24 protein-coding genes are annotated in these 20,754 nt (G+C 76.3%); 3 read left to right on the top strand and 21 right to left on the bottom strand.

Annotated features, from left to right (window positions below; translation table 11 throughout):
- Window positions 1–15: 15 nt before the first annotated feature.
- The 6 genes from LQU92_RS07795 to LQU92_RS07770 all read right to left on the bottom strand — a co-directional run bounded on the left by LQU92_RS07795 (window position 16) and on the right by LQU92_RS07770 (window position 3,675).
- Window positions 16–459 carry an NUDIX domain-containing protein gene (locus tag LQU92_RS07795; RefSeq protein WP_308071606.1) on the bottom strand — a complete coding sequence of 148 codons (444 nt, stop codon included), beginning with the start codon at window positions 457–459 and terminating at the stop codon, window positions 16–18.
- On the bottom strand, window positions 456–1,367 hold the full coding sequence (locus tag LQU92_RS07790; protein ID WP_230779584.1) for an RNA methyltransferase: 912 nt from the start codon (window positions 1,365–1,367) through the stop codon (window positions 456–458). Before LQU92_RS07790 ends, LQU92_RS07795 begins: the two co-directional genes overlap by 4 nt.
- Before the next feature lie 17 nt (window positions 1,368–1,384).
- Window positions 1,385–1,774 carry a 50S ribosomal protein L20 gene (rplT, locus tag LQU92_RS07785; protein ID WP_058858500.1) on the bottom strand — a complete coding sequence of 130 codons (390 nt, stop codon included), beginning with the start codon at window positions 1,772–1,774 and terminating at the stop codon, window positions 1,385–1,387.
- A gap of 91 nt (window positions 1,775–1,865) precedes the next feature.
- Window positions 1,866–2,060, bottom strand: a complete 195-nt coding sequence (rpmI, locus tag LQU92_RS07780; RefSeq protein WP_047803998.1) for a 50S ribosomal protein L35 — start codon at window positions 2,058–2,060, stop codon at window positions 1,866–1,868.
- Between the two features lie 137 nt (window positions 2,061–2,197).
- On the bottom strand, window positions 2,198–3,019 hold the full coding sequence (infC, locus tag LQU92_RS07775; RefSeq protein WP_230779667.1) for a translation initiation factor IF-3: 822 nt from the start codon (window positions 3,017–3,019) through the stop codon (window positions 2,198–2,200).
- A 359-nt stretch (window positions 3,020–3,378) separates the two neighbouring features.
- Window positions 3,379–3,675 carry a DUF503 domain-containing protein gene (locus LQU92_RS07770; RefSeq protein WP_101852594.1) on the bottom strand — a complete coding sequence of 99 codons (297 nt, stop codon included), beginning with the start codon at window positions 3,673–3,675 and terminating at the stop codon, window positions 3,379–3,381.
- Between the two features lie 97 nt (window positions 3,676–3,772).
- Between LQU92_RS07770 and LQU92_RS07765 the strand changes: the two genes are divergently transcribed.
- A complete protein-coding gene (locus LQU92_RS07765; RefSeq protein ID WP_230779582.1) occupies window positions 3,773–4,198 on the top strand; it encodes a DUF1844 domain-containing protein in 426 nt (141 codons plus the stop codon).
- Window positions 4,199–4,234: 36 nt separating this feature from the next.
- On the opposite strand, the gene LQU92_RS07760 is transcribed toward LQU92_RS07765, so the two are convergent.
- From LQU92_RS07760 to LQU92_RS07725, 8 genes are all read right to left on the bottom strand, one after another.
- Entirely contained in the window at window positions 4,235–5,095 is an 861-nt protein-coding gene (locus LQU92_RS07760; protein ID WP_230779580.1) for an SseB family protein, read from the bottom strand.
- Complete coding sequence (gene priA, locus LQU92_RS07755; RefSeq protein WP_112255385.1) at window positions 5,092–5,844, bottom strand: bifunctional 1-(5-phosphoribosyl)-5-((5-phosphoribosylamino)methylideneamino)imidazole-4-carboxamide isomerase/phosphoribosylanthranilate isomerase PriA; 753 nt, start codon at window positions 5,842–5,844, stop codon at window positions 5,092–5,094. Before priA ends, LQU92_RS07760 begins: the two co-directional genes overlap by 4 nt.
- Before the next feature lie 113 nt (window positions 5,845–5,957).
- Complete coding sequence (locus LQU92_RS07750; RefSeq protein ID WP_230779578.1) at window positions 5,958–6,119, bottom strand: hypothetical protein; 162 nt, start codon at window positions 6,117–6,119, stop codon at window positions 5,958–5,960.
- Window positions 6,116–6,889, bottom strand: coding sequence for an imidazole glycerol phosphate synthase subunit HisH (gene hisH / locus LQU92_RS07745; protein ID WP_101852597.1), 774 nt, complete (start codon window positions 6,887–6,889; stop codon window positions 6,116–6,118). The genes LQU92_RS07750 and hisH overlap by 4 nt, the downstream gene beginning before the upstream one ends.
- On the bottom strand, window positions 6,886–7,503 hold the full coding sequence (gene hisB / locus LQU92_RS07740) for an imidazoleglycerol-phosphate dehydratase HisB (RefSeq protein WP_230779575.1): 618 nt from the start codon (window positions 7,501–7,503) through the stop codon (window positions 6,886–6,888). The genes hisH and hisB overlap by 4 nt, the downstream gene beginning before the upstream one ends.
- Before the next feature lie 155 nt (window positions 7,504–7,658).
- The gene (locus tag LQU92_RS07735) at window positions 7,659–8,783 is read right to left on the bottom strand and encodes a histidinol-phosphate transaminase (RefSeq protein WP_230779572.1); all 1,125 of its coding nucleotides are present in this window, start codon (window positions 8,781–8,783) and stop codon (window positions 7,659–7,661) included.
- Between the two features lie 9 nt (window positions 8,784–8,792).
- Window positions 8,793–9,416, bottom strand: coding sequence for a hypothetical protein (locus LQU92_RS07730; RefSeq protein WP_230779569.1), 624 nt, complete (start codon window positions 9,414–9,416; stop codon window positions 8,793–8,795).
- Window positions 9,417–9,651: 235 nt separating this feature from the next.
- Window positions 9,652–10,002 (bottom strand): LysM peptidoglycan-binding domain-containing protein, encoded by a 351-nt coding sequence (locus tag LQU92_RS07725; RefSeq protein WP_101852600.1) that lies wholly within the window; start codon window positions 10,000–10,002, stop codon window positions 9,652–9,654.
- Between the two features lie 332 nt (window positions 10,003–10,334).
- Here LQU92_RS07725 and lexA point away from each other — a divergent pair, with 332 nt between their 5' ends.
- Window positions 10,335–11,072 (top strand): transcriptional repressor LexA, encoded by a 738-nt coding sequence (gene lexA, locus LQU92_RS07720; RefSeq protein WP_058858491.1) that lies wholly within the window; start codon window positions 10,335–10,337, stop codon window positions 11,070–11,072.
- A gap of 89 nt (window positions 11,073–11,161) precedes the next feature.
- Here the strand turns inward: lexA and LQU92_RS07715 are convergent, their stop codons facing one another.
- The gene (locus tag LQU92_RS07715) at window positions 11,162–13,234 is read right to left on the bottom strand and encodes an ATP-dependent DNA helicase (RefSeq protein ID WP_308071605.1); all 2,073 of its coding nucleotides are present in this window, start codon (window positions 13,232–13,234) and stop codon (window positions 11,162–11,164) included.
- Window positions 13,235–13,238: 4 nt separating this feature from the next.
- The gene (hflX, locus tag LQU92_RS07710; protein ID WP_230779566.1) at window positions 13,239–14,864 is read right to left on the bottom strand and encodes a GTPase HflX; all 1,626 of its coding nucleotides are present in this window, start codon (window positions 14,862–14,864) and stop codon (window positions 13,239–13,241) included.
- A gap of 96 nt (window positions 14,865–14,960) precedes the next feature.
- On the opposite strand from hflX, the gene LQU92_RS07705 reads away from it, so the two are divergent.
- Complete coding sequence (locus LQU92_RS07705) at window positions 14,961–15,593, top strand: class I SAM-dependent methyltransferase (protein ID WP_230779563.1); 633 nt, start codon at window positions 14,961–14,963, stop codon at window positions 15,591–15,593.
- 58 nt (window positions 15,594–15,651) lie between these two features.
- On the opposite strand, the gene dapF is transcribed toward LQU92_RS07705, so the two are convergent.
- The 5 genes from dapF to LQU92_RS07680 are packed head-to-tail and all read right to left on the bottom strand — an operon-like array spanning window position 15,652 to window position 20,752.
- Window positions 15,652–16,614 carry a diaminopimelate epimerase gene (gene dapF / locus LQU92_RS07700; protein WP_101852605.1) on the bottom strand — a complete coding sequence of 321 codons (963 nt, stop codon included), beginning with the start codon at window positions 16,612–16,614 and terminating at the stop codon, window positions 15,652–15,654.
- Between the two features lie 23 nt (window positions 16,615–16,637).
- The gene (gene miaA, locus LQU92_RS07695; protein WP_230779561.1) at window positions 16,638–17,552 is read right to left on the bottom strand and encodes a tRNA (adenosine(37)-N6)-dimethylallyltransferase MiaA; all 915 of its coding nucleotides are present in this window, start codon (window positions 17,550–17,552) and stop codon (window positions 16,638–16,640) included.
- Window positions 17,553–17,559: 7 nt separating this feature from the next.
- Window positions 17,560–19,074, bottom strand: a complete 1,515-nt coding sequence (miaB, locus tag LQU92_RS07690) for a tRNA (N6-isopentenyl adenosine(37)-C2)-methylthiotransferase MiaB (RefSeq protein WP_308071607.1) — start codon at window positions 19,072–19,074, stop codon at window positions 17,560–17,562.
- Window positions 19,074–20,132 (bottom strand): hypothetical protein, encoded by a 1,059-nt coding sequence (locus tag LQU92_RS07685; RefSeq protein WP_230779558.1) that lies wholly within the window; start codon window positions 20,130–20,132, stop codon window positions 19,074–19,076. The genes miaB and LQU92_RS07685 overlap by 1 nt, the downstream gene beginning before the upstream one ends.
- A complete protein-coding gene (locus LQU92_RS07680; protein ID WP_230779556.1) occupies window positions 20,129–20,752 on the bottom strand; it encodes a regulatory protein RecX in 624 nt (207 codons plus the stop codon). Before LQU92_RS07680 ends, LQU92_RS07685 begins: the two co-directional genes overlap by 4 nt.
- Between the last annotated feature and the right edge of the window lie 2 nt (window positions 20,753–20,754).

The raw sequence follows: 20,754 nt of genomic DNA, 5'->3' as shown, positions 1-20,754 counted from the left end.
GCGGACGCGCGCGGGTCAGCCGACGAGCCGGGCCAGCAGCGCGCGCACGATCGGCAGGTCCGCCGGGATCCACGGCAGGGCGAGCACGGCGTCCGCGTCGTCCAGGGGCAGCCAGCGCACGGCGAGGTGGTCCGCGCCGGCGACCGGGGCGCCCGCGGCGGCCACGGCGGTCCAGACCCGCATCGCGGCGGTGCCGGTCAGCGGCCAGCCCTGGGGGTGCGGGCCGGCCAGCTCCTCGAGCAGCTCGACGGCGGTGCCGAGCTCCTCGGCGCACTCGCGCACGAGCGCCTGCTCGGGGCCCTCCCCCGGCTCCTGCTTGCCGCCGGGGAACTCCCACAGCCCGCGCAGGGCCTCGGGGTAGGCCCGCTGGGCGGCCAGCAGCGCGGTGGGCGCCGCGGCGTCGTCGAGCAGGGCGGCGCCGACGACCTGGGTGCGGAACCTCGTGGGCGGGGCGCTCACCGGCCCGCTCCCGACGCCGGGGCGCGGCGCTGGGCGCGGGCCGAGGCGTAGAGGCACACGGTCGCGGCGGTGCCGACGTTGAGCGACTCGGCCCGCCCGTGCACGGGCACCGCCACGCGGTGGTCGGCCAGCGCCTTCTCCGGCGCGGACAGGCCCTGGGCCTCGTTGCCGAACAGCCACACCGTGGGGCGGGCCAGGTCGTAGCCCGCGGCGGGCAGGCCGGCGGCGCGGGCGGCGGAGGCGTCCTGGAGCCGGTCGAGGTCGGCGTCCCCGCGGCCGTCGGCGGCCAGGACCCCGCACCCGGCGGCGCGCGCCCCGTCGATCAGGCCGGGCAGGTCGGCGCCCTGCACCACGGGCAGGTGGAAGAGGGAGCCGGCGGTGGAGCGCACGGCCTTGGGGTTGTAGACGTCCACGCTGCCGGCGGTGAGCACCACGGCATCCGCGCCGGCGGCGTCGGCGGCGCGCAGCACGGTCCCGGCGTTGCCGGGGTCCTGCACCCGGACCAGCACCGCGAGCAGCCGCGGCCGGGTCGCGAGGACCTGCTCGGCGGGGACGTCGAGCACGCGGCAGACCACGACGACGCCCTGCGGGGTGACGGCGTCGCTCATCGCGGCGAGCACCTCGCGGGAGACCAGGCGGACGAACACGGAGCGGTCGGCCAGCACCTGCTCGAGCAGCACGGCGACGTCGGGATGGCGGGCGAGGGCCTCGGCGGTGACGTAGACGGCGTCCACGCACGGGGCCTCGAGGTGGCGGGCGAGGGCCTCGCGGGCGTTCTGGGGTCCCTCGGCGAGGAACAGACCGCGCCGGGAGCGCGCGGAGCGCCCGGCCAGGCCGGCGACGTCCTTCACCCGATCCGCTCGGGGGTTGGTCATCGGCCGGCCGGCCAGGCGCTCCGTGAGGTCCACGCTGCTGGGAACGGTGCTCAGGCGGCGGCTTCGCGCGGCGCGGAGGTGTCCTCGGGCAGGGCCTTCTTGGCGACCTCGACCAGGGCGGCGAACGCGGCCTGGTCGTTGACGGCCAGCTCGGCCAGCATGCGGCGGTCGACCTCCACCTCGGCGGCCTTCAGGCCCTGGATGAAGCGGTTGTAGGTCAGGCCGTTGGCGCGGGCCGCGGCGTTGATGCGCTGGATCCACAGCCGGCGGAAGTCGCCCTTGCGCTTGCGGCGGTCGTTGTAGCTGTAGACGAACGAGTGGGTGACCTGCTCCTTGGCCTTGCGGTACAGGCGCGAGCGCTGGCCGCGGTAGCCCGAGGCCTGCTCCAGGATCTCCCGGCGCTTCTTGTGGGCGTTGACCGCCCGCTTCACACGTGCCACGTGCGTACTCCTTCACTTGGGTCCCGGCCGCGGGGCCGGGAAGTCTGGTGGTGCGGGGCGGGGAGGGGCCTCCCCGGAAGAGGTGCGGGCCTTACTTGCCCAGCATCTTCTTGATGACCTTGGCCTCGCCCGGGGTCACGATCTGGTCGGAGGCCAGACGCCGGGTGAGGCGGGAGGACTTGTGCTCCAGGTAGTGGCGGCGGTTGGCCTGCTGGCGCTTGACCTTGCCGGTGCCGGTGAGCTTGAAGCGCTTCTTCGCCCCGCTGTGGGTCTTCATCTTCGGCATGTGAGCCGCTCTCCTTGTGAGTCGTCCGGCGGGTTCCCGCCGGAGGGCACGACGACGTCCGTCGCACCTCAACGGTGCCCCCGGGCACGGCCGTGCGGCCGCCCGCCCGGGGGCGCTGTCAGATCTTGCGGGCCGGCTCAGGCCCCCGGGCGCGGGCCCGGCGTCGGACGGCCGGGCTTGGGCGCCGGTGCCGGAGCCTTGGCCTCGGCCGGCTGCTCGACCGGGGCCGGCTGCTCGGGCTCCGGGGCCGCCGCGGGGGCGGCCTGCGCCGGCTGCTCGGGCTCCGCGGCCGCCGCGGGGGCGGCCTGCGCCGGCTGCTCCGCCTGCTGCCGCAGCTCGGCCGGGAACGCGTCCCCGATCGACTGGGTGACGGGCTCGGCGGAGGAGGTGTCGAGCTTCTCCTTGGCCTTGCGGTCGTTCTCGGCGCGGGCCTCGTCGCGCTGCTTCTGGCGGCGCGCCTCGGCCTTGGCCTCGGCCTTGTTCTTGAGCGGGCCCACGACCATCACCATGTTGCGCCCGTCCACCCGGGGGCTGGACTCGACGGAGCCGAGGTCGGCGACGTCGTTGGCGAAGCGCTCGAGCAGGCGCACGCCCATCTCGGGGCGCTGCTGCTCGCGGCCGCGGAACTGGATCATGGCCTTGACCTTGTCCCCGGCGGAGAGGAACCGCCGGGCGTGGCCGACCTTGGTCTCGTAGTCGTGCGTGTCGATCTTCAGGCGGAACCGGACCTCCTTGAGGACCGTGTTCGTCTGGTTCTTGCGCGACTCACGGGCCTTGACCGCGGCCTCGTACTTGTACTTGCCGAAGTCCATGAGCTTGGCCACCGGCGGCTTGGCGTTGGGGGCCACCTCGACCAGATCGAGATCCGATTCGCGGGCCAGCCTGAGCGCGTCCTCGACGCGGACGATGCCGACCTGCTCGCCAGCGGGTCCGACGAGCCGGACCTCGGGGACGCGGATTCTGTCATTGATGCGTGGATCGCTGATGCCGTGCTCCTGATGTGTCGCGTGATCGCCCGGAGGGCTCCGGGGACCTCATGGTTCGGTGTGGTCCGCAACGACGAAAGCCCCCGCTGCGGTCGGCAGGCGGAGGCTTCTTCGGACCGAAACTCCCCGAGGGGAACGCTCTTCGGCTCGCGGGACACCGGACACGGACGCGCACCGGCGGAGATGTCGCGCCCGCCGGGGCCTCGTGCGGACGATGTCGTCGCGGACCCGGCGGCCGAGGCCGGCGCGGGTGGGAGAAGTCTCCACTTGCACACTGCCGGACAGTCTAGCGCACCCGGGGGCGGATCGGAAAGCGCGGGCGCGCCGCCGCGTCAGTCCTCGTCGCTGCGGCGCAGCCCCCGCCGGGCCGAGAGCAGCTCCAGCTCGGGGCGGGCGGCCACGAAGCGCTCGAGCTCGTCGAGGACCTCCACGACCCGGGCGCGCTCCCCCGCGACGAGGCCGGCCCCCACGAGGGCCCGCCGGTGCAGGTCCGCGTGCCCGGCCTCGGCCGCGCTGACCGGGAACCGGCGGCGCAGCTCGGCCACGAGGGGGCGCACCACCGAGCGCTTGGCCTTGAGGGAGTGCACGTCCCCCAGCAGCAGGTCGAACTCGATCCAGCCGATCCACACGCGCCGCTCCTCCCGTCCCGGCCGGGGCCCGGCCGCTGCCTGCAGGATAGGCCGCTCCCGGCCCGGGCGGCGGGCCACGGTGTGGCAGAGTGGGACCATGACTTCCGAGAACACCTTCCGCTTCGACGACGGCGCCGGCGACGGCGCCGAGCAGCCCGCCGCGCAGGCGGTCCCCGAGGACACGGTGCGGGCGGTCGACGAGCAGATGCGCGACATCGCGGAGGTCCCGGCCATCGAGGTCATCACCACCGCCGCCGTGCACCTGATGAGCGCGGCCGCCGTGAAGTGCGGACTGGCCGCGGGCGAGGACGCCCAGGAGCTCAAGGACCTCGACGAGGCCCGCAAGCTGATCACCGCGCTCGCCGGCTTCGTCACCGCCGCGGCCCCGGAGATCGGCTCGCAGCACGCCGCGCCGCTGCGCGACGGCCTGCGCACCCTGCAGCTGGCCTTCCGCGAGGCCTCGGCCTATCCGGACAAGCCGGGCCAGGGCCCGGGTGAGAAGTACACCGGCCCCGTCAGCTGAGCCGGCGCGGGCCCCGCGCCCCGTCCCGGACCGCGCTCAGGCCCGCTCGGCGGCCGTGAGGCGCACCTGCAGCGAGTCGACGTCCTCGGCGAGGGCGCGCTCCGTGCTGAGCCGGGCCTGGAGGCGGGCCACGACGTCCTCGAGCGCCGCCCGGTCCAGCCCGGCGCGCAGGGCCAGGACGACGGCGAGCTCCGGGCCCGTGCCGCCCCCGGGCACCGCGGCGCCGTCGGCCGCGCGGGCCGCCACGCCGTCCCCGGGGGCGGTGCTCGCCGAGACCACGCCGGGCAGGCCCGCGGCCGCCCGCTGCACCGCCTGGGCCACCTCGGCGCTGCGGTAGGAGGGGACCCACTCCCGGCCCTGGGCGAGCGCCCACAGCGCCGGGCGGCGGACCACGAACGGGGCGGCCGAGCCGGGGTCCAGGACCAGCAGCTGGGTGCCGTCCTTGACGGCCGCCACCGCCGCCCGGCGGGCGTCGGTGGCGACCGGGCGGGCCCCGGCGTGCCACGCCGTGAGGGCCTCCGTCGAGGTGAAGGTGGGGAGCACCTGCCGGCCGTCGGCGGCGCGCAGGGTCACGAGGGCCATGTCCGCCTCCTTGTCCGCCACGAGCCCGTCCTCGGTGCGGGTCGAGGACGAGACCTCGGCGACGACCGGGACGAACAGGCGTGCGCCGGCCAGGGCGGCCACGACCGCGGACTCGTCGCCCTCCCCCGTCCGCAGCGCGGCCAGCGCCGCGAGCACGGCCGGGGCGGCGGCGCCGTCGTCGTCGGGGAACCGGTGGGTGTGGCTGGTGCCCTCCCCCAGGTTGCGTCCCGCCCAGGCCTGCCCGGCGGTGTCCGCGGTGCCGCCGGCCCCGCGCAGCTGGGCGGCGATGTGCTCCGGCAGCGGGCGCTGCGTCACCGCGCCCCCGGGCGGCCGGCGGTGTCGAGGGCCTGCTCGAGGGTGAAGCGGCCCGCGTAGAGGGCCTTGCCCACGATGGCTCCCTCGACCCCGGAGGGGACCAGGGTGCGCAGGGCCGCGAGGTCGTCGAGGGAGGAGATCCCGCCGGAGGCCACGACCGGCTTGTCGGTGCGGGTGGCGACCTGCTCGAGCAGCCCGAGGTTGGGGCCGCGCAGGGTGCCGTCCTTCGTGACGTCGGTGACCACGTAGCGGGCGCAGCCGTCGGCCTCGAGGCGGTCGAGGACCTCCCAGAGGTCCCCGCCCTCCTCGGTCCAGCCGCGGGCCGCCAGGGTGGTGCCGCGCACGTCCAGGCCCACGGCGATGACCTCGCCGTGCTCGGCGATCACCTTCGAGGTCCACTCCGGGTTCTCCAGGGCCGCGGTGCCCAGGTTGATCCGGGCGGGCCCGAGGGAGAGGGCGCGCTCGAGCGAGGCGTCGTCGCGGATGCCCCCGGACAGCTCGACCTTCAGGTCGAGCTCGGCGGCCACGCGGCGCAGGACCCCGGCGTTGTCGCCGCGGCCGAAGGCGGCGTCGAGGTCGACGAGGTGGATCCACTCGGCCCCGGCCTCCTGCCAGGCGAGGGCGGCCTCGAGCGGGTCGCCGTAGCCGGTCTCGGAGCCGGCCTCGCCCTGGACGAGGCGGACGGCCTGGCCGCCGGCGACGTCGACGGCGGGCAGCAGCTGCAGGCGGGGGGTCTCGCTCAGGGGCATGGGGTCCTTCTTCTCGGTCGGTGGTCGGTCCCCGCCCGGGCGGGCGGGGCGTGCGGTGCGGGCCGGACGGCCCGGGGTGCCCGGCGGGACCGGGCGGGACGGTGGGGTGCGGGTCAGCGGCCCTGCTGCCAGGCGAACCAGCCGTAGCCGATCAGCCCGGCGGCCGCGAGGGCGAGCAGGACCACGGTCCAGGCCGGCTTCTTCTGCTGGTGGAAGGAGATGGCCCCGCCGGCGACGAACGCGCCGAGGGCCATGACGACGACGGCGGCGCTCACGCCGGGGCCTGCCCCGGGCGGTCGGCGGGGCCGGGCCGGTCCGCGGGCTCGTCGGCGGCGGCCAGCGGGTCGGCGGCCACGAGGTCGTCGAGCCGGCCGGTGCGCGGCAGCGTGGCCAGCCAGTTGCGCAGCAGCCGGATCCCGGCGGTGGAGGACTTCTCCGGGTGGAACTGGGTCGCGCACAGGGCGCCGTTCTCCACGGCGGCCACGAACCGGCCGCCGTGGTCCGACCAGGTCACCTGCGGGGGGCGCATCCGCTCGATCGACTGGGGGAAGTCCCAGTGCTGCACCCCGTAGGAGTGGACGAAGTAGAACCGCTCGTCCTCGATGCCCTCGAACAGCACGCTGCCCTCGGGCGGCTCCACCGTGTTCCAGCCCATGTGCGGGACGACCTCCGCGCGCAGCCGCTCGACGGTGCCGGGCCACTCGCCCAGGCCCTCGCTGTGCTGTCCGTGCTCCACGCCGGCGTCGAAGAGCACCTGCAGGCCGACGCAGATGCCCAGGACCGGGCGCCCGCCGGCGAGGCGGCGGCCGATCAGCCGGGGGGCGTCCACGGCGCGCAGCCCGTCCATGACGGCGGCGAAGGCGCCGACGCCGGGGACCACGAGGCCGTCGGCGTCGAGCACGGCGCGCGGGTCGGCGCTGAGCACCACGTCGGCGCCGGCCTCCTCGAGGGCGCGCACGGCGGAGCGGACGTTGCCGGCCCCGTAGTCGAGGACGGTCACGGTGGGGCGGGCCCGGTCCCGGGCGCCGGGGATCGGCTCGCTCACAGCGCTCCCTTCGTGGACGGCACGCCCTGCACGCGCGGGTCGGGCTCGACGGCCTGGCGCAGCGCGCGCGCCAGGGCCTTGAACTGGGCCTCCGCGATGTGGTGGGGGTCCCGTCCGGCGAGCAGGGTGATGTGCAGGCAGATCCCGGCGTGGTGGGCGAGGGACTCGAAGACGTGCTTGACCATCGACCCGGTGAAGTGCCCGCCGATCAGGTGGTACTGCTGGCCCTCGGGCTCGCCGGTGTGCACCGCGTAGGGCCTCCCGGAGATGTCGACCACGGCGTTGGCCAGGGCCTCGTCCAGGGGCACGGTGGCCTCGCCGAAGCGGCGGATGCCGGCCTTGTCCCCGAGGGCCCGGCGCAGGGCCTCGCCCAGGACGATCGCGGTGTCCTCCACGGTGTGGTGGACGTCGATGTGGGTGTCGCCCTCGGCCCGGATGCGCATGTCGATCAGGGAGTGCTTGGACAGTGCCGTGAGCATGTGGTCGTAGAACGGCACCGAGGTCTCGATGTCGTTGCTTCCGGTGCCGTCCAGGTCGATCTCGACGGTCACCGAGGACTCGCTCGTGCGCCGTTCGACGACGGCGCGGCGGGGCGCGGCGGGCTGGGTGCTCATCCGGTGGAACTCCTCGCGGGCGCGGGCGCGGCCCTCCGGCGGGAGGGCCGGACCGCTGGGGTGGTCGGGGCGGGCCCGCCGCCGGGCGGGCGGCGGGGTCCCCGGGGGTCTGCTCCCATGCTATCGGGCGCGGGCGGGCGCCCGGTCCCGGGGCGTCAGGCGCGCGACGGGGTGCCGGCGCCCTCGGCGACGACCCCGGCGAGGGCCTCCAGGAAGGCGGTGGTCTCGGCCTCGGTGCCCGCGGTCACGCGCAGGTGCCCGGGGATCCCGACGTCGCGCACGAGCACGCCGTGCGCGAGCAGGGCCTCCCACACGGCGCGGGAGTCGGCCATGCCCCCGAAGAAGACGAAGTTGGAGTCGGAGACGGCCGGACGCAGCCCGAGCTCCTGCAGGCCGGCGACGATCCGGTCGCGCTGGGCCTTGATGTCCTCGACGTTGGCCAGCAGGGACGCGGAGTGGCGCAGCGCCGCGAGGGCCGTGGCCTGGGTGACGGCCGAGAGGTGGTAGGGCAGGCGCACCAGGCGCACCGCGTCGGCGACCTCGGGGGCGGCCGCGAAGTAGCCCAGCCGGGCCCCCGCCAGCGCGAAGGCCTTGCTCATGGTGCGGGAGACGACCAGGCGCGGGCGGCCCTCGAGAAGGCTCAGCGCCGAGGCCGTGCCGGCGTGGGCGAACTCGGCGTAGGCCTCGTCCACCACGACCAGCGCGCGGTGGTCCTCGGTGGCCTCGTAGACGGCGCGGACCACGTCGAGCCCCAGGGCGGTGCCGGTGGGGTTGTTCGGGGAGCACAGGAACACGACGTCCGGGCGGTGCCGGCGGACCTGCTCGGCCGCGGACGCGGCGTCGAGCCCGAAGTCGGCGGAGCGCTCCCCCGCGACGAACTCCGTGTCCGTGCCGGCGGCCAGCAGCGGGTACATCGAGTAGGTGGGCACGAACGTCAGCAGGCGCCGGCCCGGGCCGCCGAAGGCCTGCAGCAGCTGCTGGAGGATCTCGTTGGAGCCGTTGGCCGCCCACAGGTGCTCGGCGCGCAGACCGTGGCCGAGGTAGCCGGCGAGCTCCTCGCGCAGGGCGGTGAACTCGCGGTCCGGGTAGCGGTTGAGCGTCCGGGCGGCCTCGGTGACCTCGGCGACGATCGCGGCGTGCACGTCCTCCGGCACCGGGTGGGTGTTCTCGTTGGTGTTGAGGGCGACGGCGACGTCCAGCTGCGGGGCCCCGTACGGGGTGCGGCCGCGCAGGCTGTCGCGGAGCGGGAGGGCGGAGAGGCGGTCCAGGTTCTGCGTCACCCGGACAGCTTAGACCTGGTCCGGGGATCCTGTCGGCCGGGACCGGGCGCCGGGCTGCTCGCCGCTGCCGGGCTGCTGCACCGGGCCGGCGCCGGCGACTCGGAGATCGATGGCGCCGAGCAGCGTGTGCAGATCCCTGGCTCCCTGCCCGTAGTCGACCACCGTGGTGCGCACGTGGGGCGTGCACCGCGCCTCGATCTCGGTCCTGCCCGGGTCGGCGGGGTGGAAGCGCAGGGTGATGTGCTCCCCCCACGTCTGCACGGTCGCCGACGCCGTCAGCCGGGCCCCGGCGCGGGAGAGCTCCACCACGGTGAACCGCGGCAGCTGCTCGCCGGTCCGGCGCACGGCCGCCACGACGTCCTCCACGGGTGCCTCGACACCGAGCCGGCCCCCGCTGCGTGCCGCCAGGGACCTGATCCCGTACGCCCCGTCGGGCCCGGGGGCACGTCGCCCGCCGAACAGGCCGAGGACCAGGCCCGTCGTCAGCAGTGCGGCCACCCCTGCCTCCACCACCCACCACCGCATCCCGGCCCAGGTGCCGACGAACGACAGGACCAGCGATGCGGGCAGGAGCCACAGCATCGGTGACCAGCGGAACCGTGCGGGCGGGGTCCGGGACGGGGACCGGTGCATGCTGCCTTCCACGGTGCTGGTCGTCGGGGGAACCGGGACGAGGGCCCGGTCGCCGCAGCAGGGACGTGCTCCTGCCGCCGACCGGGTGCCTCATGGGCATGCCTACCAGACGGGACGGCGGGCCGTGCGGATCCCGGGGTCGTGCCGGTGCCGTCCGCGGCGGCACCGGGGCGTCAGCGGTCCGTGGGACCGGGGCCGGCGGGCTCGCCCGCGCGCGGCCCGGGCCCGCTCGACCTCAGGCGGCGGGGACCACGAGCTCCTGGCCGGCGACGAGGGCGGAGCTGCGCAGGTCGTTGAGCTCGACGATCTCGTCCATGACGTCGCGCGGGTCCCGCTGCGGGTCGGCCGTCACGGCGAGGTCCCACAGGCTCTCGCCGGGGTGGACGACGGCGCGCTCGGTCCCGGCGCCGACGTGCGGGTCGCTGCCCGCGGACGCGGTGGAGGGCACGAGGAAGACCACGGCGAGCACGACGAGCGCGGCCGCTCCCGTGAGCAGGGGAAGCCCCACGAGCACGAACCGGCCGCGGCGGGTGAGGGTCAGCCGGGCGGCGTGCTCCCCGGTGCGGATGCTGGCACTGGCACTCATGGCATGAACTCCTTGACGGGCCCGCGGCGACGGGCGATCCTCGAACGGCTCTGCGATCGGCGGACTCGTACGAACTCCATTCGATCGAACACATCTTCGAACACCGACGGACCATGTCTAGCACGTGTCTGCGAACGGTGTCGACACTTGCTCGTACATGTGTTTGAAGACACCGGCGGACTCGCCTAGGCTGGGGGCAGGTCCGGGAACGGTCCGGCCCGGCGCGCACCAGGTGCGGCGGCCGACCGGACACCCAGAGAACCACCCGGGTCCGACATCGGAGTACGGCACGGGCCCGCCGGCGCCGACCGGACGGGAAAGGACGACGCGCAATGCCCCAGCTGCCCACCCCCGAGGAGCCCCGGGACCGCCCGGCGCGCACCCGGCGCTCCCGCGGCCTGAGCCCGCGCCAGCGCACCATCCTGGAGACGATCCAGCGCTCGATCGCCGAGCGCGGCTACCCGCCGTCGATGCGCGAGATCGGCGACCTCGTGGGCCTGGCGTCCCTGTCGAGCGTCACCCACCAGCTCTCCCAGCTCGAGAAGCTCGGCTACCTCCGCCGGGACCCCAAGCGGCCGCGGGCCATGGAGGTGCTCACCCCCCTGCAGCTGCGCGGCACGGCGGAGCCCGCCGGCGGCGAGCCGGCCGGGGCGCGCACGGGCGCGGACGCCGTGGCCGAGCTGTCGACCTCCGCCGACGTCACGATGGTCCCGCTGGTCGGCCACATCGCCGCGGGCGGGCCGATCACCGCCGAGCAGGCGGTCGAGGACGTGCTCGCCCTGCCGCGCCAGCTCGTGGGCCACGGCGAGCTGTTCATGCTGCGCGTCAAGGGCGACTCGATGGTCGACGCCGCGATCTGCGACGGCGACTGGGTCGTGGTCCGCCGCCAGAGCTCGGCCGACAACGGCGACATCGTCGCGGCGCTGCTCGACGAGGAGGCCACCGTCAAGACCTTCCGCCAGCGCGACGGCCACACGTGGCTGCTGCCGCAGAACACCCGCTACGAGCCGATCCTGGGCGACCACGCCACGGTGATGGGCAAGGTCGTCTCGGTGCTGCGCAGCCTCTGAGGGCCGCCCACCGCTGCGCGCACGGCGTCCGGACCCCTGCGGGTCCGGGCGCCGTCGTCGTTCCCGGCCGCACGGGCGGTCCGGGGGGCTCAGCCGGCCGGCAGGCGCGCCAGGGCCCCGAGGACCACCGAGCGGTCCGTGGTGGTCCACAGCGGGGGCAGCGAGGCGCGCAGGAATCCGCCGTAGCGGGCGGTGGCGATCCGCGAGTCCAGGACGGCGACGACGCCGCGGTCCCCGCCGGCCCGGATGAGCCGGCCGGCGCCCTGGGCCAGCCGCACGGCCGCGTGCGTGGCGGAGACCGACATGAACCCGTTGCCGCCGGCCCGCTCGGCGGCCCGGCTGCGGGCCGTGGCCAGCGGGTCGTCGGGGCGCGGGAACGGGATCCGGTCGATCATCACGAGCCGGCACGAGCTGCCGGGCACGTCCACGCCCTGCCACAGGCTCAACGTGCCGAACAGGCTCACCGCGGGGTCCTCGGCGAACTCCTGCACGAGCCCGGCCAGGGAGGCGTCGCCCTGGCACAGGATCGGCAGCTCGGTGCGCTCCCGCAGCGCCTCGGCGGCCTCCTCGGCCGCGCGGCGGGAGGAGAACAGGCCCAGGGCCCCGCCGCGGGAGGCCTCCAGCAGGGCGAGCATCTCGTCGAGCTGCGCCTCGGTGAGCCGGCGCCCGGGCTTCTCCAGGTGCCGGGCCAGGTAGAGGATGCCCTGCCGGGGGTAGTCGAAGGGGCTGCCGACGTCGATGCCCTCCCAGCGGGGGGCGCCCTCGCCGCGCAGGCCCAGCGCCCCGGCGGCGGCGTCGAAGGAGGAGCCCACGGACAGGGTCGCGGAGGTCAGCACGACCGTGCGGCCGTCGAACAGGCCCTCGCGCAGCGTGCCGGCCACCGACAGGGGGGCCACGTGCAGGGTCGCGGGATCGGTGTCCTCCGCGGGCACCCACCCGCGGCCCGGCTCCCAGCCGCCCTGGCGGGAGAGCCACAGCACCTCGCGGGACCCCTCGGCGGCGAGCACCCGCTCGGCGAGCTCCAGGACGTCGCTGACGCGGGAGCGGGCCATCTGCCGCCCGGCGTCGGCGTCCTTCTCCGCGCCCTGCCCGGACTTCGACTCGGTCAGCGCGGTGCGCGCGGCGTCGCGGACCTGGGCCACGGCGGCGGCCTGGGCGTCGGTGAGCCCCCGGTGCAGCAGCTCGGCCGGGGCGCCCAGCAGGGCCGCCTCGAGGGCGGCCGCCCCGGCACCGAGGGCGTCGGGGCTCGCGGAGGTGTGCTTGCGCAGGGAGCTCGCGGCGGCGCGGACCATGGCCGCGGACAGCTGCCCGGTCACGGCCCCGGTCACCCGGTCCTGCAGCTCGTGGGCCTCGTCGATGACCACGACGTCGTGCTCGGGCAGCACCGTGACGCCCTCGAAGGCGTTGATCGCCAGCAGCGCGTGGTTGGTGATGACCAGGTCGGCCTCGCCGGCGCGCTGCTTGGCCAGCTCGGCGAAGCACTCCTCCACGAGCGGGCAGCCGCGGCCCAGGCACTCCTTGGCGGTGACCGAGACCTGCCGCCAGGCCTTGTCCGTGACCCCGGGCACGACCTCGTCCCGGTCGCCGGTCTCCGTGGACCGGGCCCACTCGCGCAGCCGCTGCACCTCCTGGCCGAGCCGGCCCGCGGCGGGCTCGGCCTCCGCCGGTCCGGGGTGCGGTGCGGCGTCGGGCAGGGCGAACAGGGCTCCGGGCTCGTCCTCGGAGGGGTAGCCGCCCTCGAGCTTGTGCAGGCACGCGTAGTTGCTGCGCCCCTTGAGCAGGGCGACGTCGAGCTCGCGCTCGAGGCGGCCCTCGAGGGCGCTCAGCAGCCGGGGCACGTCCCGGCCCACGATCTGGGCCTGCAGCGCGAGGGTCGCGGTGGCCACGACCACGGGCTTGTCCGCCCGCTGCGCGTGGGCCAGCAGCGGGGCGAGGTAGGCCAGGGACTTGCCCGTGCCGGTGCCGGCCTGCACGAGCAGGTGGCGGCCGCGGTCCAGGGACTCGGCGACCTTGGCCGCCATCAGCCGCTGGCCCTCCCGGACCTGCCCGCCCATGGCGTCCACCGCGGCGTCGAGCAGGTCCAGGGCGTCCTTCGCGCCCGGCAGCGTCTCCGGGCGCTCCGCGGCCGTGCCCGGTGCGGTGCCCGCGGTCGTCGCGGCCACCGGGTCAGGCGCTCTCGGCGCCGAAGGCCGGCGCGTGCTCCGGGACGAACTCCGCGAGCTCGGCCGCGAGCTCGTCGCGGACCTTCACGAGCAGGTGCGTGCCCTCGGCCAGGTGCTCGGTGCGCAGGATCTCCGCGTCCCACTCGTGCAGCCGGCTCACGACGTCGCCCCGCCGGTAGGGCACGACGAGGTCCAGGACCGTCTGCGGGCGCGGGATGGACTCGCTGATCCGCTGCCGCAGCTGCTCGATGCCCTCCCCCGTGCGGGCGGAGACCACGACGACGCTGCGCTCGCGCTGCCGGATCCGCTCGACGACGAACGGGTCGGCGGCGTCGACCTTGTTGAGCACGATGATCTCGGGGATGTTCTGGGCGTCGATGTCGGTGAAGACCTGGCGCACCGCCCGGATCTGCCCCTCGGGGTCGGGGTGGGAGGCGTCGACGACGTGCAGGATCAGGTCGGCGTCGGCGACCTCCTCCAGGGTCGAGCGGAACGCCTCGACGAGCTGCGTGGGCAGCGAGCGCACGAAGCCGACCGTGTCCGAGAGGGTGTAGCCGATGCCGTCCGGGGTCTGGGCCCGGCGCACGGTGGGGTCCAGGGTCGCGAACAGGGCGTTCTCCACGAGCACGCCGGCGTCGGTGAGCCGGTTCAGCAGCGAGGACTTCCCGGCGTTGGTGTACCCGGCGATCGCCACGGAGGGCACCGCGTTGCGGCGGCGGTTGAGCCGCTTGGTCTCGCGGGCCGGCTTCATGGCGGCGATCTCCCGCCGCAGCTTGGCCATCCGGGCGCGGATCCGGCGCCGGTCCAGCTCGATCTTGGTCTCGCCGGGACCGCGGGAGCCGATGCCCTCGCCGGCCGCGGCGCGGCCGCCGGCCTGGCGGGAGAGCGACTCGCCCCATCCGCGCAGGCGCGGGAGCATGTACTCCAGCTGCGCGAGCTCGACCTGGGCCTTGCCCTCCTTCGACTTCGCGTGCTGGGCGAAGATGTCCAGGATCAGGCCGGTGCGGTCGATGACCTTGACCTTCACGACGTCCTCGAGGCCGCGGCGCTGCGAGGGGGCGAGCTCGGAGTCGACGATCACGGTGTCGGCGCCGGTGGCGGCGACGATGTCGCGCAGCTCCCGGGCCTTGCCGGAGCCCAGGTAGGTCGCCGGGTCGGGCTTGAGACGCCGCTGGACGATGCCGTCGAGGACCTCGGAGCCGGCGGTCTCGGCGAGCGCGGCCAGCTCCCGCAGGGAGTTCTCCGCCTCCTCGAGCGTGCCCTCGGTCCACAGGCCGGCGAGCACCACGCGCTCCAGGCGCAGCTGGCGGTACTCGAGCTCGGTGACGTCCTCGAGCTCGGTGGACAGCCCGGCGACGCGGCGCAGCGCGCGCCGCTCCTCGAGGTCCTGCTGCTCGCCGTCGTGCTCGCCGTGCCCGGTGCCGGGCTCGGCGAGCTCGCGGGCGCGGCCGGTGAGCACACCGGTCCCGTCGGTCTCGTCCTCGGCGGTGGGCTCCGCGGCGGCGCCGCGGGCACGGGCGCGGGCGAGGACGCGCTCGACGACGTCCTCGAGCTCCTGCCGGCTGAGCCCCTCGGGGGCGTGCTCCGCGCCGGCGGAGCGGTCGGCAGGGGTGGGGTGGGACTGGGTCATGGTTCCTTTCGGAGGGCTCTGCTGGTGGAAGGGAGTCTAGTCCCCGCCCCGGACACCGGGGCGGGGACGGTGGGGAGGTCGGTAGCATGGGGTGCCATGGCCTCCCCCGACGACCGCCCCGCCCCGCCCGAGCACTACTTCTCGGCGGACCCCTCGACGCCGGAGGCGCGGCGGACGGTGACGGTCCGCCTGCGCGGGCGCGAGGTGGCGCTGCAGACCTCCACCGGGGTCTTCAGCCCGCGAGGCCTCGACAGGGGAACGTCCGTGCTGCTCGAGAATGTTCCCGACCCCGCCGGCCGGGAGCTGCTGGACCTCGGCTGCGGGTGGGGTCCGGTGGCCCTCGCGATGGCCCTCGCGGTTCCGGGGGCCCGGGTGACGGCCGTGGACGTCAACGAGCGCTCCCTCGCCCTCACCCGGGACAACGCCGCGGCCCTGGGGCTGGGCACGGTCGAGGCGCTGCGCCCCCAGGACGTGGACCCGGAGCGGCGCTTCGGCACGATCTGGTCGAACCCCCCGATCCGCATCGGCAAGGACGCGCTGCACGAGCTGCTGCTGCTGTGGCTGCCGCGGCTGGCCCCGGGCGGGACGGCGTGGCTCGTGGTGCAGAAGAACCTCGGGGCCGACTCGCTGCAGAAGTGGCTGTCCGGGGCCCTGGGCGAGGGCTTCGCCGTCGCGCGCGCCACCACGGACAAGGGCTTCCGCGTGCTGCGCGTCGAGCGCCTCCCCTGAGCCGCCCCCGTCCTGCCGGGCCCGGGGCGGCCGCCCCGCCCGGGAAGGGCCCCGGGGCTCAGGCGAAGGTGCCGCGGGCCACGAGTTCGGCGGGACCGGCCAGCACGACGTGCTCGGCCCCGTCCGGGGCGGGCACGAACGTCACCGAGACCGTGCCGCCGGGGACCTCCACCAGCCACTGGTCCGGAGCCCCGGCCCCGCCCCAGAAGCGGGTCGCCGCGGCCGCGGCGCAGGCGCCCGTGCCGCAGGACTGGGTCTCCCCGACCCCGCGCTCGTGCACCCGCATCCGCACGCGGCCCACGCCGTCGTCGTCGCCGTCGCCGGGGACGACGAACTCCACGTTCGTCCCGTCCTCGGGCTCGGGGCGCACCACGGGCGCCGTGGTCAGCTCCAGCTGGTCGAGCTTCTCCCCCTCGGCGAGCGCGACGACGGTGTGGGGGTTGCCCATCCCGATCGACAGTGCCGGGCGCGGGACCTGCAGGCCGCCGGCGCTGACCACGGCGTCGGAGCCGCGGGAGCGGGCGGCCTCGCCGTCGAGGAACGTCCACGGGCCCATGTCCACGGCCCAGCCGGAGCGGGTGCGGCCCACGGTGCGCACGCCCGCCCGGGTGCCGATGCGCAGCACCTCGCCCTCGGGGACCGTCACGAGGCCCTCCTCGACGAGGTGCTGGACGAACACGCGCACCCCGTTGCCGCACATCTCGGCGACCGAGCCGTCGTTGTTGCGGTAGTCCATGAACCACTCGGCGTCCGGGGCGGCGCCGAGCAGCTCCCGGCCCTCCGGCAGGGCCTCGGAGCGCACGGCGCGGATCAGGCCGTCGCCGCCGAGGCCGCGGTGGCGGTCGCAGACCCGGGCCACGAGAGAGGGGTCCAGCTCGAGCTCGGCGCGCGGGTCGGTGACCAGCACGAAGTCGTTGCCGGTGCCGTGGCCCTTGGTGAACGCCCGGCCCGCCAGCTCGCCCCAGCGGGCGTCGGCGGAGGCGGGGGCGGTCGGGGCGGGGGTCGTCCGTGGCGTGGTCACCGGTCCATGATAGCCGGGACCGCTCAGCGCTCCGGCCCGTCCGCCACCAGCCGCACGGCCCGCTCGAGCAGCCCGGGGGCGGCGGGGTCGAGCCAGCGCACGCGCGGGTCGGCGCGGAACCAGGTGCGCTGGCGGCGGGCGAACTGCCGGGTGGCCACGACCGTGGCCTCGGCCGCCTCCGCGGTGCTCGCCCGGCCGTCCACGACGTCGAGGAACTGCCCGTAGCCCAGCGCCCGGGAGGCGGTGCGCCCCTCCCGCAGCCCGCGGGCGGCCAGGCGCCGGACCTCGTCCTCGAGCCCTGCCGCGACCATGGCCTGCACCCGGGCGGCCAGCCGGTCGTGGAGGACCGTGCGCTCGGTGTCGAGGCCGATCTGGACGGTCGGTTCGAGGTGCTCCCGCCGCGGCATGAACGCGGTGAAGGGCCGGCCGGTGAGCTCCCACACCTCCAGGGCGCGCACGACCCGCCGGTCGTCGCGGATCCGGGCGGCCGAGTCCGGGTCCACCTGCCGCAGCCGCTCGCGCAGGGGGCCGGGGCCGCGCTCGGCGAGCTCCTGCTCGAGGCGGGCCCGCACCCGCGGGTCGGTGCCGGGCAGCTCGAGGACGTCGAGGGCGGCGCGCACGTAGAGCCCGGAGCCGCCGACGAGCACGGGCACCGCCCCGCGGGCCCGGATCCCGGCGATCGTCGCGCGCGCGGCGCGCTGGAAGTCCGCGACGGAGGCCTCCTCGGTGACGTCGAGGACGTCCAGGAGGTGGTGGGCGACCCCGTGCCGCTCGGCCGGCGGGATCTTCGCGGTGCCGATGTCCATGCCGCGGTAGAGCTGCATGGCGTCGGCGTTGACGACCTCCCCGCCCAGCGCGCGGGCCAGGTCGACGCCGAGCGCGGACTTGCCGGTGCCCGTGGGGCCGACGACGGCGACGACCGGCGGCCGGGCGCTCACGGGGCGCTCACCGTCCGGGCAGGGCCGGCATGCCGAGCCCCACCCTGCCCCGCCCGCCCGCGCCGGGACCGGCGGACACGCCGCAGGACTCGGCCCGGCGGCGGTCCCAGGCGTCCCCGGCGCGGGAGCGGCGCAGGGCGTAGTCGCCGGGACCGGCCGGGTCGGCCACGAGGTGGAAGGCCGCGGCCCCGGTCACGGGCACGGTCACGAGGTCGCCCGGGCGCGGGGCCTCGGCCCCCTCGGGCACGGAGAAGTGCACGAGGCGCTGGTCGCGGGCCCGGCCGGAGAGCCGGTGGGTGCGCTCGGCCTTGCGCCCGGCCTCGGCGGTGACGAGCAGCTCGACCCGGCGCCCCACGAGCCGGCGGTTCTCCTCGGCGGCGATCCGGTCCTGCAGGGCGGTCAGGCGCTCGTAGCGCTCCTGGACGACCTCCTTGGGCACCTGGTCGGGCATCTGCGCCGCGGGCGTGCCCGGGCGGATCGAGTACTGGAAGGTGAAGGCCGAGGAGAAGCGGGAGGCCTCGACGACCTCGAGCGTCGCCCGGAAGTCCTCCTCGGTCTCCCCGGGGAAGCCCACGATGATGTCGGTGGTGATCGCCGCGTCCGGGATGCGCTCGCGGACCCGCTCGAGGATGCCCAGGAACCGCTTGGACCGGTAGGACCGGCGCATGGCCCTGAGCACCCGGTCCGAGCCCGACTGGAGGGGCATGTGCAGCTGCGGCATGACGTTGGGGGTCTCGGCCATCGCGTCGATGACGTCGTCGGTGAACGCGGCCGGGTGCGGGCTCGTGAAGCGCACCCGCTCGAGGCCCTCGATCTGCCCGCACGCGCGCAGCAGCTTCGCGAACGCCCCGCGGTCGCCGAACTCCACGCCGTAGGAGTTCACGTTCTGGCCCAGGAGGGTGACCTCCACGGCGCCGTCGTCGACGAGGGCCTGAACCTCGGCGAGGATCTCGCCCGGCCGGCGGTCGCGCTCCTTGCCGCGCAGGGACGGGACGATGCAGAACGTGCAGGTGTTGTTGCAGCCCACGGAGATCGAGACCCACCCCGAGTAGGCGCTCTCGCGCTTGGTCGGCAGCGTCGAGGGGAAGACCTCGAGGGCGTCGAGCAGCTCGACCTGGGCCTCGGCGTTGTGCCGGGCGCGCTCGAGCAGCGCGGGCAGGGACCCGATGTTGTGCGTGCCGAAGACGACGTCGACCCACGGGGCCTTCTCCAGGATCGTGTCCTGGTCCTTCTGCGCGAGGCACCCGCCCACGGCGATCTGCATCCGCTCGTTGCGCCGCTTCGCGGGCACGAGCCGGCCGAGGTTGCCGTAGAGCTTGTTGTCGGCGTTCTCGCGCACCGCGCAGGTGTTGAAGACCACCAGGTCGGGCTCCGCGTCCCCGGCGGGGACCCAGCCGGAGGCCTCGAGCAGCCCGGTGATCCGCTCGGAGTCGTGGACGTTCATCTGGCAGCCGAAGGTGCGCACCTCGTAGGTGCGCGGGGCGTCGGCGGCGTGCGGTGCGGGTGCGGCGGGGGTCGAGATCACCGATCGATTGTACGGCCCCGGGCCGGTCCCCGTCCCGTCCCCTGCTCCCGGGCCCGGCGGTCCAGGCGGGCCGCGAGGGCGGGCAGCTGGGCCGCGGTCTCCCGGGCCCCCCACCCGGCGAGCGCGCGGGCGCGGTCGGGGGCGGCGCACAGCCCGAGGCCGGTGAGCACCGCGTGGGCGCCGCCGAGGGCCACCAGGCGCGGCCACCGCGGCTCGGCCGCGAGGGCGTGCAGCCCCGGTCCGCCGCCGCGGAGGAACTCGGCCAGCAGCTCCTCCCCCGTGGCCCGGTCCCACAGGACGGGCTGCTCGGCGAGCGGCCAGCCGCCGCGCACGGCGGCCGCGGCGAGCGCCGGGTGGTGGTGGGCGGTGCCCTCGAGGTCGATGAAGCGCGGGCCCGCGGGGCCGAGCAGCACGTTGGCCGGGGAGTGGTCGCCGGTGCTCACGCACGAGTGCGGGCCCCGGCGCAGCAGCGCGGGCAGCTCCGCCAGCTCCGCGTGCACCGCCGCGCTCTGCGCGGGGGACGCCCCGGCCAGGAGCCGCTCCAGGCCGCGGTCGGCCAGGCCCGGCGACGGCAGGCGCCCGGGGTCGCGGGCCTCCGGGTCGGCGGCGGCGAGCCGGGCGGCGAGCTCGGCGGCGCGGGCGGGGTCGGGGCGGGCCTGGGCGCCGAGTGCGCGGGCCCACGCGCGCAGGGCCGCGGGGACAGCGGGCCCGGGCGGGGCGGCGCGCAGGAGGGAGCCGAGGTCGGGGAGGAGGCCGAGGTCCTCGACCAGGACGAGCCGGTGCTCGTCGCACCAGGCGGCCACCGCAGGGGCCGCCTCGATCAGTCCCGCACCCGCCCGCTCCCGCAGGTAGCCGAAGCCGCCGGCGTTGCGGGCGCCGTCGCGCCGCGGGAAGTGCTTCGCCAGCAGCGCCGGGGCGCCGGGCGGGCGGAGGACCCGGTGCAGCACGGACCGGCCCGAGGACCCGGGCAGGGGCTCCAGGCGCACCGGCTCCCCCAGCAGGCCCGCGGCGCAGGCGGTCAGCCGCTCCCGGCGGGCCCGGACCCGGGTGCTCACGGGCTCCCGGGCCACGGCTCCTCGAGGTCCTCGGCGGAGGCCTCCCGGGCCGCCAGCTCCTCCTTGACCACGGCGAAGGCGGTGCCGGGCGGGTAGCCCTTGCGCCCGAGCATCCCGACGAGCCGGCGCACGACCCGGTCCCGCTCGGCGCGGTCGGCCAGGTCGGCCCCGGCGGGCAGCTTCCGGCGCACGAGCTCCGCGGCGTCGGCGCGCTCGTCGTCGTCGGTGCGCTGCGCGAGCGCCTGCTCGGCGACGTCCCCGTCGACGCCGCGGGCGGAGAGCTCGCGGCGGATGGCGGATCGGGAGAGCTTGCGGGTGCTGGCGCGGGACCGGACGTAGACCTCGGCGAACTGGGCGTCGTCGACGAGCTCGACCTCCTCGAAGCGGTCGAGGACGGCACGGGCGATCTCCTCGGGGACGCCGCGGTCGGCGAGCTTGTCCTCGAGCTGCCTGCGGCTCCTGGGCCCGGCGGTGAGCTGGCGCAGCACGATCGCCCGCGCCACCTCCCGGGGGTCCGGCTCCGGGTCGGCGGCCACGGACGACGCCGCCGCCGGCCCCGCCGGCCCGCGGGAGCGGGCGGCGGAGCGGCGACGGCGGCGTGCGTAGGGGCTCTCGCTCACGG

The organism is Kocuria sp. LUK, assembly GCF_021012935.1.
In the GTDB taxonomy this organism is placed as follows: Bacteria; Actinomycetota; Actinomycetes; order Actinomycetales; family Micrococcaceae; genus Kocuria; species Kocuria flava.
Note: the sequence above shows the minus strand (reverse complement) of the source record. Positions and strands in the feature narration are given on the sequence as shown.

What these genes read in the sequence shown, in the direction of transcription:
- LQU92_RS07765 (WP_230779582.1), top strand. Translation starts at nt 3,773, where the DNA reads ATGACTTCCGAGAACACCTTCCGCTTCGACGACGGCGCCGGCGACGGC.
- LQU92_RS07725 (WP_101852600.1), bottom strand. Translation starts at nt 10,002, where the DNA reads ATGAGTGCCAGTGCCAGCATCCGCACCGGGGAGCACGCCGCCCGGCTG.
- lexA (WP_058858491.1), top strand. Translation starts at nt 10,335, where the DNA reads ATGCCCCAGCTGCCCACCCCCGAGGAGCCCCGGGACCGCCCGGCGCGC.
- rpmI (WP_047803998.1), bottom strand. Translation starts at nt 2,060, where the DNA reads ATGCCGAAGATGAAGACCCACAGCGGGGCGAAGAAGCGCTTCAAGCTC.
- LQU92_RS07705 (WP_230779563.1), top strand. Translation starts at nt 14,961, where the DNA reads ATGGCCTCCCCCGACGACCGCCCCGCCCCGCCCGAGCACTACTTCTCG.
- hisB (WP_230779575.1), bottom strand. Translation starts at nt 7,503, where the DNA reads ATGAGCACCCAGCCCGCCGCGCCCCGCCGCGCCGTCGTCGAACGGCGC.
- hflX (WP_230779566.1), bottom strand. Translation starts at nt 14,864, where the DNA reads ATGACCCAGTCCCACCCCACCCCTGCCGACCGCTCCGCCGGCGCGGAG.
- priA (WP_112255385.1), bottom strand. Translation starts at nt 5,844, where the DNA reads ATGCCCCTGAGCGAGACCCCCCGCCTGCAGCTGCTGCCCGCCGTCGAC.
- LQU92_RS07730 (WP_230779569.1), bottom strand. Translation starts at nt 9,416, where the DNA reads ATGCACCGGTCCCCGTCCCGGACCCCGCCCGCACGGTTCCGCTGGTCA.